Source organism: Streptomyces prasinopilosus, assembly GCF_001419695.1.
In the GTDB taxonomy this organism is placed as follows: Bacteria; Actinomycetota; Actinomycetes; order Streptomycetales; family Streptomycetaceae; genus Streptomyces; species Streptomyces prasinopilosus.
In genome coordinates this window covers 1-6,995 of sequence record NZ_LIRG01000128.1, presented here as the reverse complement: position 1 = coordinate 6,995, position 6,995 = coordinate 1, and the positions used below count along the sequence as shown (strand labels likewise).

Annotated in this window: 5 protein-coding genes; all 5 read right to left on the bottom strand. The window is 74.6% G+C overall.

Annotated features, from left to right (window positions below):
• Positions 1-287: 287 nt before the first annotated feature.
• Positions 288-1,445: an alkaline phosphatase PhoX gene (locus AOK18_RS06760; RefSeq protein ID WP_055693712.1), complete on the bottom strand. Its 1,158-nt coding sequence runs from the start codon at positions 1,443-1,445 to the stop codon at positions 288-290.
• A 153-nt stretch (positions 1,446-1,598) separates the two neighbouring features.
• Positions 1,599-2,603 carry an SMP-30/gluconolactonase/LRE family protein gene (locus AOK18_RS06755; RefSeq protein ID WP_055693711.1) on the bottom strand — a complete coding sequence of 335 codons (1,005 nt, stop codon included), beginning with the start codon at positions 2,601-2,603 and terminating at the stop codon, positions 1,599-1,601.
• Positions 2,604-2,792: 189 nt separating this feature from the next.
• On the bottom strand, positions 2,793-3,152 hold the full coding sequence (gene nirD / locus AOK18_RS06750; protein WP_055693710.1) for a nitrite reductase small subunit NirD: 360 nt from the start codon (positions 3,150-3,152) through the stop codon (positions 2,793-2,795).
• Positions 3,149-5,791, bottom strand: a complete 2,643-nt coding sequence (gene nirB / locus AOK18_RS06745; protein ID WP_055693709.1) for a nitrite reductase large subunit NirB — start codon at positions 5,789-5,791, stop codon at positions 3,149-3,151. Before nirB ends, nirD begins: the two co-directional genes overlap by 4 nt.
• Positions 5,791-6,995, bottom strand: a 1,205-nt coding sequence (locus AOK18_RS06740) for an NAD(P)/FAD-dependent oxidoreductase (RefSeq protein ID WP_107100335.1), incomplete at its 5' end; no start/stop codon positions are given. The genes nirB and AOK18_RS06740, both read right to left, overlap by 1 nt.

Here is a 6,995-nt window from a genome sequence, read left to right as displayed (position 1 = left end):
CGGGCAGCGTGGCCAGGGCGAGCGCGGCGACGGTCACGGCGGCGGACTTGCAGGACAGGTTCACAGGGGATCCCCCAGCTATGTGCGGATTTCCGGCAGCGTGCCCCCGTCCGGGAGGGTCTGCCGGGTGTGAGGTGCCGACGGTAGGGGAGGGGCCGGGGGAGGGTGCGGAGGTTTGGCGGACCCGTGATGCGAACGTGACGTGACCGGACGGTAGCTCTCCGCGGCTCTCCGCCCGCGCCGGTGTGTTCTCCACACTCCGCGCACGAGCGGAGGCCGGGGAGCCGTCACGTGCGGAACGGGCCCTTCACCTCGTACGTGATGCCGCCCGACGAACTGCCGCTCGTGCCGCGCTGGCTGGAGAAGTACAGGCGGGTGCCGTCCGGGGAGAAGGCCGGGCCGGTGATCTCCGAGCCGGACTGGCCCTCCACCCGGAGGAAGGGGGCCACGACGTCGTCGGGGGTGATGACGCAGATCTCCAGGTTGCCGCCGTCCTCGGCCACGAACAGGTCGCCCGAGGAGGAGCCGGTGACGTTGTCGACGCCGGTCAGGGGAGCCGTACCACCCGTCACCAGGGAGTCGTCGTAGGCGAGTTCGATGGTCCGGGCGGCGGCGTCGTACTGCCAGACGCGGTTGTCGCCCTTGGTGGTGAACCAGCAGGTGTCGTTCGCGTAGTGGCAGCCCTCGCCGCCGTTGAAGCGCTTGGCGCCGGAGACCTGGTTGCGGGTCGCGGTGGCCCCCGACGGGTCCGGGACCCGCGCCCAGCTCACCGGGCCGCTCGTGCCGCCGCCCGCCACCAGGACCTCCAGCGTGCCGGAGGACAGGTCGCCCCAGGTCGTCGGCCGGAAGCGGTAGAAGCAGCCGTCCGAGACGTCCTCGGTCAGGTAGACGACCTCGCGGACCGGGTCGGCGGCGGCCGCCTCGTGCTTGAAGCGGCCCATCGCGTCCCGGCGGACCGCCGCCTTCACCCCCCACGGGTCGGTCTCGTAGACGTAGCCGCGGTCCACCTCCTCGCAGGACAGCCAGGTGTTCCACGGGGTCTTCCCGCCCGCGCAGTTCTGCCGGGTGCCGGACAGGACGCGGTACGCGCCCGTGATGGCACCGGTCGCCGAGAAGCGGACCGCGCTCGCGCCGCCGGAGGGATCGACCTCGGAGTTGGAGACGTAGATCCAGCCGCTGCCGTCCGCGTAGCAGGCGCCGCCGTCGGGGGCGTGGTGCCAGGTGTACGAGGTGCCCGGGACCTGCCGGCCGGAACGGGCGATCACCCTGCTGGTGAACCCGGCCGGCAACCTGATCCCGTGGGCGTCCGCCGCGCCGAGCGCCCCGTACGGGCCCGCACCGGGCCGGGCGGGCGCCGCGTACGCGGCGCTGTGCCAGAGCGCGCCGCCGAGGACCGCGCCGGCGCCGCCCATGGCGCTCGCGCGAAGGAAGGTACGACGTTCCACTGCCGCTCCCAGGGGTGCCGTGAACCGTCCCGTCACCGGGGCCGGTGACGGGTGCGTGCGGTCACGGAACCTAGGGGATCAGCATGGACACATCATGGACGGGGGCGTACCGGACGGTGACCGTCCCGGGCCGGGCACCCCGGCGGAGGCCGCCTACAGCGGTACCCCCACCGCCGTGAACGCCGTCTCCGGCGTCTGCGGGCTGGTGTAGCGGGCGTTGACCAGGTACAGGCGGTCGCGGTACCGGGCCGCGGTGGCGGGGACGTCGAAGCGCGGATCGGTGATCGAACGGCGCAGGGTCGCGGTCGTCGCACCGGCGTCGAGGTGGAACACGGTGACCACGTTCCGCCGGTTCTGGACCACGTACAGCGTGCGGCCGACGCGCACCAGGCCGTCCCCGTTGACCACGTCGGCCGCGCCGGACAGGGCGACGCGGGTGGCGCGTCCGGTGCGCAGGTCGACCCGGTACAGCTCGCCCGGAGTGCTCTTGACCACGATGACGTCGCGGCCGTCGGGCGTGCTCACGATGCCGTTGGCGTTGATGACGCCGGGCAGTTGCTCCCAGTCGCCGCTCAGCCGCAGCGCCCGGACGGCGCCGCGTCGTCCGCGCGGGACGCCGTACAGCACCGCGTCGTACGAATCGGTGAACCAGGCGCGGTCGTCGAGCAGGGCCACGTCGTTGACGAAGTGCCCCGTGTCCGCCGTGAGGCGGTGCGTGGCGCGCAGGGCCCCGGTGCGGGCGTCGACCAGGCGCGCGGTGCCGCCGCCACCGCCCGCGACGTACAGCAGGCCGTCGCGGTCGTCCAGCTTCAGGCCGATGGACGCGAGGCCCGGGGCACCCTCGTGGAACACCCGGCCCTGCCCGGTGCGCAGGTCGGCGCGGTAGATCGCGCCGTTCGCGCGCGAGCCCAGGTACGCGTACGGCCGGGCGCCGATGGTGATGCCCTCGGGCAGCCAGCCGTCGGGCAGCGGGAACTCGGCCGGCCAGCCGGCGCGGTGGCCGCCCGCCCGCGCGGTGCCGGTGCCGGCGGCCCCGGCGAGGGCGGCGAACGCGGTGACCGCCGCACCCCCGAGGACGGCGCGGCGGGACGGCCGGGGACGCGCGGGGAGTTCGGAGTGCTCGGAGTGCTCGGAGTGCTCGGGGTGCTTCCGGGTCATGGTTCGTGCCTCCGTGGCGGGTGGGGAGTGCGCGAGACGAGCGGGCGGAGTTCCCAGTGTCGGGGAAACCCCGGGAACCCGCCCGCCGAACGGAAACACACGCATCCGGCGGGGACGCGACAGGAGTTCAGCCGTTCGGGTGGCCGGCCGTCCGGCCGTCGCGTCGTCCTGCCGTCGTGCCCCGCGTGCTCACGCCGCCTCGACCTGGTACGTCCTCAGGCGGACCGCGTCGTCGTCCAGGCACCGGCCCGTCTCCAGGTCGAAGCGCTGCTTGAGCAGCGGGGAGGCGACGAACGGGCGGCCCGCGCGGGTGCCGGTCAGGCCGCGGGAGAGGACCGCCGCGCCGGTGAAGGGATCGCGGTTGTCGACCGCGTACAGCCCGCCGGTGCGGTCGGTGAAGACGGCGGCCTGGCGGCCGTCGGGCAGCAGGGCCGCCACGCCGCGGCCGGGGAGCAGGGCGCTCAGGTCGCAGACGGCGAACCAGGTGCCGTCGGCCAGCCGGATGCGGACCTTCAGGCCGGTGTCGGTGGTCTCGAGTGCCAGGGTCATCGCCGGGCGTTCCTTTCCAGGGCGGCTTCCTCGGGCTGCGCGGGTCGCATGCCGATGCTCAGCAGGGGCAGGTCGGGCTTCATCTGGTCGCGTTCGGGCACGAAGCCGACGACCGGGTCGGGGGTGCCGGGCGCGTTCACGAAGGACACGAACCGGGCCAGCTTCTCGGGGTCGTCCAGGGTCTCGGCCCACTCGTCGCGGTAGTGGGACACATGGGCCCGCATCTGCGCCTCCAGCTCGTCGCAGATGCCGAGCGAGTCGTGCACGACGACGTCCCGTACGTGGTCCAGGCCGCCGGGGATCCGCTCCAGCCAGGTGGAGGTGCGCTCCAGCCGGTCGGCGGTGCGGATGTAGAACATCAGGAACCGGTCGACGAGACGGACCAGTTCGGCGTCCGAGAGGTCCTGCGCGAGCAGGTCGGCGTGGCGCGGGGTGGCGCCCCCGTTGCCGCCGACGTAGAGGTTCCAGCCGTGGGAGGTGGCGATCACGCCGAAATCCTTCGACCGGGCCTCGGCGCACTCGCGGGCGCAGCCGGAGACCGCCGACTTCAGCTTGTGCGGGGAACGCAGGCCCCGGTAGCGCAGCTCCAGGTCGATCGCCATGCGCACCGAGTCCTGGACGCCGTAACGGCACCAGGTCCGCCCCACGCAGGACTTCACCGTGCGCAGCGACTTGCCGTACGCGTGCCCGGACTCGAAGCCGGCGTCGACCAGACGCGCCCAGATCACCGGGAGCTGTTCGACCCGAGCGCCGAACATGTCGATGCGCTGACCGCCGGTGATCTTCGTGTAGAGGCCGAAGTCGCGGGCGATCTCACCGAGGACGATCAGTTTCTCCGGGGCGATCTCACCGCCGGGGACGCGGGGGACGACCGAGTACGAACCGTTCCTCTGGAGGTTGGCGAGGAAGTGGTCGTTGGTGTCCTGGAGGGCGGCCTGCTCCCCGTCCAGGACGTGGCCGCTCGCGCCGATCACCGGGGCGAGGGAGGCGATGATCGAGCCGACCGTCGGCTTGCAGACCTCGCAGCCGTCGCCGCCCCGGGCGTCCTCGCGGCCGTGCCGGTCCAGCAGGTCCCGGTGGGAGGTGACGCGCAGGGCGCGGACGATCTCGTACAGCTCCCCGCGGCTCTGCGCGAAGCAGCCGCACAGGCCCCTGTCGACCTCGACGCCGCTCGCCTCCAGCTCCGCGGTGACCAGCCGGTCGAGCACCTTCACGCAACTTCCGCAGCCCGTACCGGCCTTGGTGCACTTCTTCACCTCGGGCACGGTGGTGCAGCCGTGCTCGGCGACCGCGCCGCGGACGGCGCCCTTGGTGACGTTGTGGCAGGAGCAGACGACGGCCCCGTCCGGCAGCGCGGACGGGCCCAGCTGCGCCGGGGCCCCGGCCCCGGCGGGCAGGACGAGGGACTCCGGCGGCACCGGCGGGACCGAGCCGGTGAAGGCCCGCAGGGTGCCGTACGCCTCCGCGTCGCCGACCAGGATGCCGCCGAGCAGGATGCCGTCGCCGCCGACGACCAGCTTCTTGTAGAGGCCGGCGCGGGAGTCGGAGTAGACGACGTCCAGGCAGCCGTCGGTGGTGCCGTGCGCGTCGCCGAAGGACGCCACGTCGACACCGAGCAGCTTCAGTTTGGTGGACAGGTCGGCGCCGGTGAACGCCGGCAGGCCCGCCCCGCCGGCCCCCTCCGCCGCGTCGGCGGCGATCACCGCGGCGGCGGTCTGCGCCTGCTCGTAGCCGGGGGCGACCAGGCCGTACACCCGGCCGTCGGCGGCCAGCGCGCACTCGCCGATCGCGAAGACGCGCGGGTCGGCGACCGTGCGGCACTGCTCGTCCACGGCGATGCCGCCGCGCTCGCCGACGGTCAGACCGCAGTCCCGGGCCAGCTGGTCGCGGGGACGGACGCCGGCGCTGAACACCACCAGGTCCGTGGCGAGTTCGGAACCGTCGGACAGCCTCATGCCGGTAACCGAACCGTCCGCGCCGGTCACGATCTCCTGCGTGCCCACACCCGTGTGGACGGTCAGGCCCCTGTCCTCGATGGTGCGCAGCAGCGCCGCGCCGCCGCCCTCGTCGACCTGCACGGGCATCAGGCGGGGCGCGAACTCCACGATGTGCGAGGTGAGTCCGAGCCCGTCGAGCGCGCCCGCCGCCTCCAGGCCGAGGAGCCCGCCGCCGACCACCGCGCCGGTCGTCGCCTTCTTCGCGTACTCCTCGATGGCGAGCAGGTCCTCGACGGTGCGGTAGACGAAGCAGCCCTCGGCGTCCCTGCCGGGGACCGGCGGGACGAAGGGGGAGGATCCGGTCGCCAGGACCAGGACGTCGTAGCCGACGACCAGCCCGGAGCGGGCGGTCACCGCGCGGGCCTCGCGGTCGACGCTCTCGGCCGGGTCGCCGACGCGCAGCTCGATGCCGTGCTCCTCGATGAACCGCGGGTCCGTCACGGACAGGTCCTCGGGGGACCTCCCCGAGAAGTACGAGGTGAGCTGCACGCGGTCGTACGCCGGGCGCGGCTCCTCGCACAGCACCACCACGCGGTGCGTGGCGGTCAGGCCGCGCTCGGCGAGCGCCTCGAGGAAGTGCTGGCCGACCATGCCGTGGCCGACGAGCACGATCGTGGGAGTGGCCTGCGGTGCGGTGGACATCAGGAGCCTCCGTCGTGGGTGAGCAGGTGGAGCGGGGGGCCGCCGTCGGAGGGGAGCGGCTCTGCTCCCTCCCAGGCGCGCGCGAGCGCGCCGACGGTGCCGAGTTCGCCGACCAGGACCCCGCCGACCAGCCGGTCGCCGCGGACGACGACCTTGCGGTAGGTGCCCCGGGTGGCGTCGGCGAGCTGCACGACGTCGTCACCGGGGCGGGGGTCGGTCTCACCGAACGCGGCGAGGTCGAAGGGGGCGGGACCGAAGGGGCCGCCGGGCCCGGCGAGGGTGAGCCGGGTCAGGGACCGGGTGCCGGTGTAGCGGGCGCCCGCCTCCCCCGCCAGCAGCCCGGCCAGGGCGTCGGCCTGTTCGAGGGCGGGCGCGGCCAGCCCGTAGACCCGCCCCGCGTGCTGGGCGCAGTCGCCGATCGCGTGGACGTACGGGTCCGAGGTGCGCAGCCCGTCGTCGACGACCACGCCCTCGCGGACCTCCAGGCCGGCCGCCCGGGCGAGGCCGGCGCGCGGGCGGACCCCGCACGCGAGGACGACCAGGCCGGCGCCGAGGGCGTACCCGTCGGCCAGCTCCACCGACCGCACCGCGCCGCCGGCCGAGCGCACGTCCCGCACCCGGCACTCGGTGTGCACCTCGACGCCCAGCCCCTCCAGGTGCCGCCGGACGAGCCGGGAGGCGGCCGGGTCGAGCTGGCGTTCCATGAGCCGCTCGGACTGCTGGGCGAGGACGACCTGCGCGCCGCGCACGGCCAGCGCCCGCGCCGCGGAGACCCCGAGCAGCCCGCCGCCGATCACGACCGCCCGGACGCCCGGCCGGACCGCCCCGGACAGTCCCAGGCAGTCGTCCATGGTCCGGAAGGCGTGCACGCCCCCGGGCAGCGCGCGGTCCGGGGTGAACAGGCCGCGCAGGGGCGGCAGCACGGCGTGGGAACCGGTGGCCAGGACCAGCCTGTCGTAGGCGATCACGGAACCGTCGGCGCACCGGACGGTCCGCCCGGCCCGGTCGATGCCGGTGACCCGGGCGCGGATCAGCCCGGCGGGCTCCGGCAGCGCGATCACCTCGGGCCCGTACCGCCCGGCCAGCACCTCGGCGAGCAGCACCCGGTTGTACGGGCGGTGCCCCTCGTCACCGACCAGCAGCGCGGGCGTGCCGAGCTCACCGAGCCGCCGGGCGAGCGTCACGCCCGCGAGGCCGGCGCCGA

Excerpts from the sequence above, each read along its gene's own strand:
- nirB (WP_055693709.1), bottom strand. The coding sequence starts at position 5,791 with ATGTCCACCGCACCGCAGGCCACTCCCACGATCGTGCTCGTCGGCCAC.
- AOK18_RS06755 (WP_055693711.1), bottom strand. The coding sequence starts at position 2,603 with ATGACCCGGAAGCACCCCGAGCACTCCGAGCACTCCGAGCACTCCGAA.
- nirD (WP_055693710.1), bottom strand. The coding sequence starts at position 3,152 with ATGACCCTGGCACTCGAGACCACCGACACCGGCCTGAAGGTCCGCATC.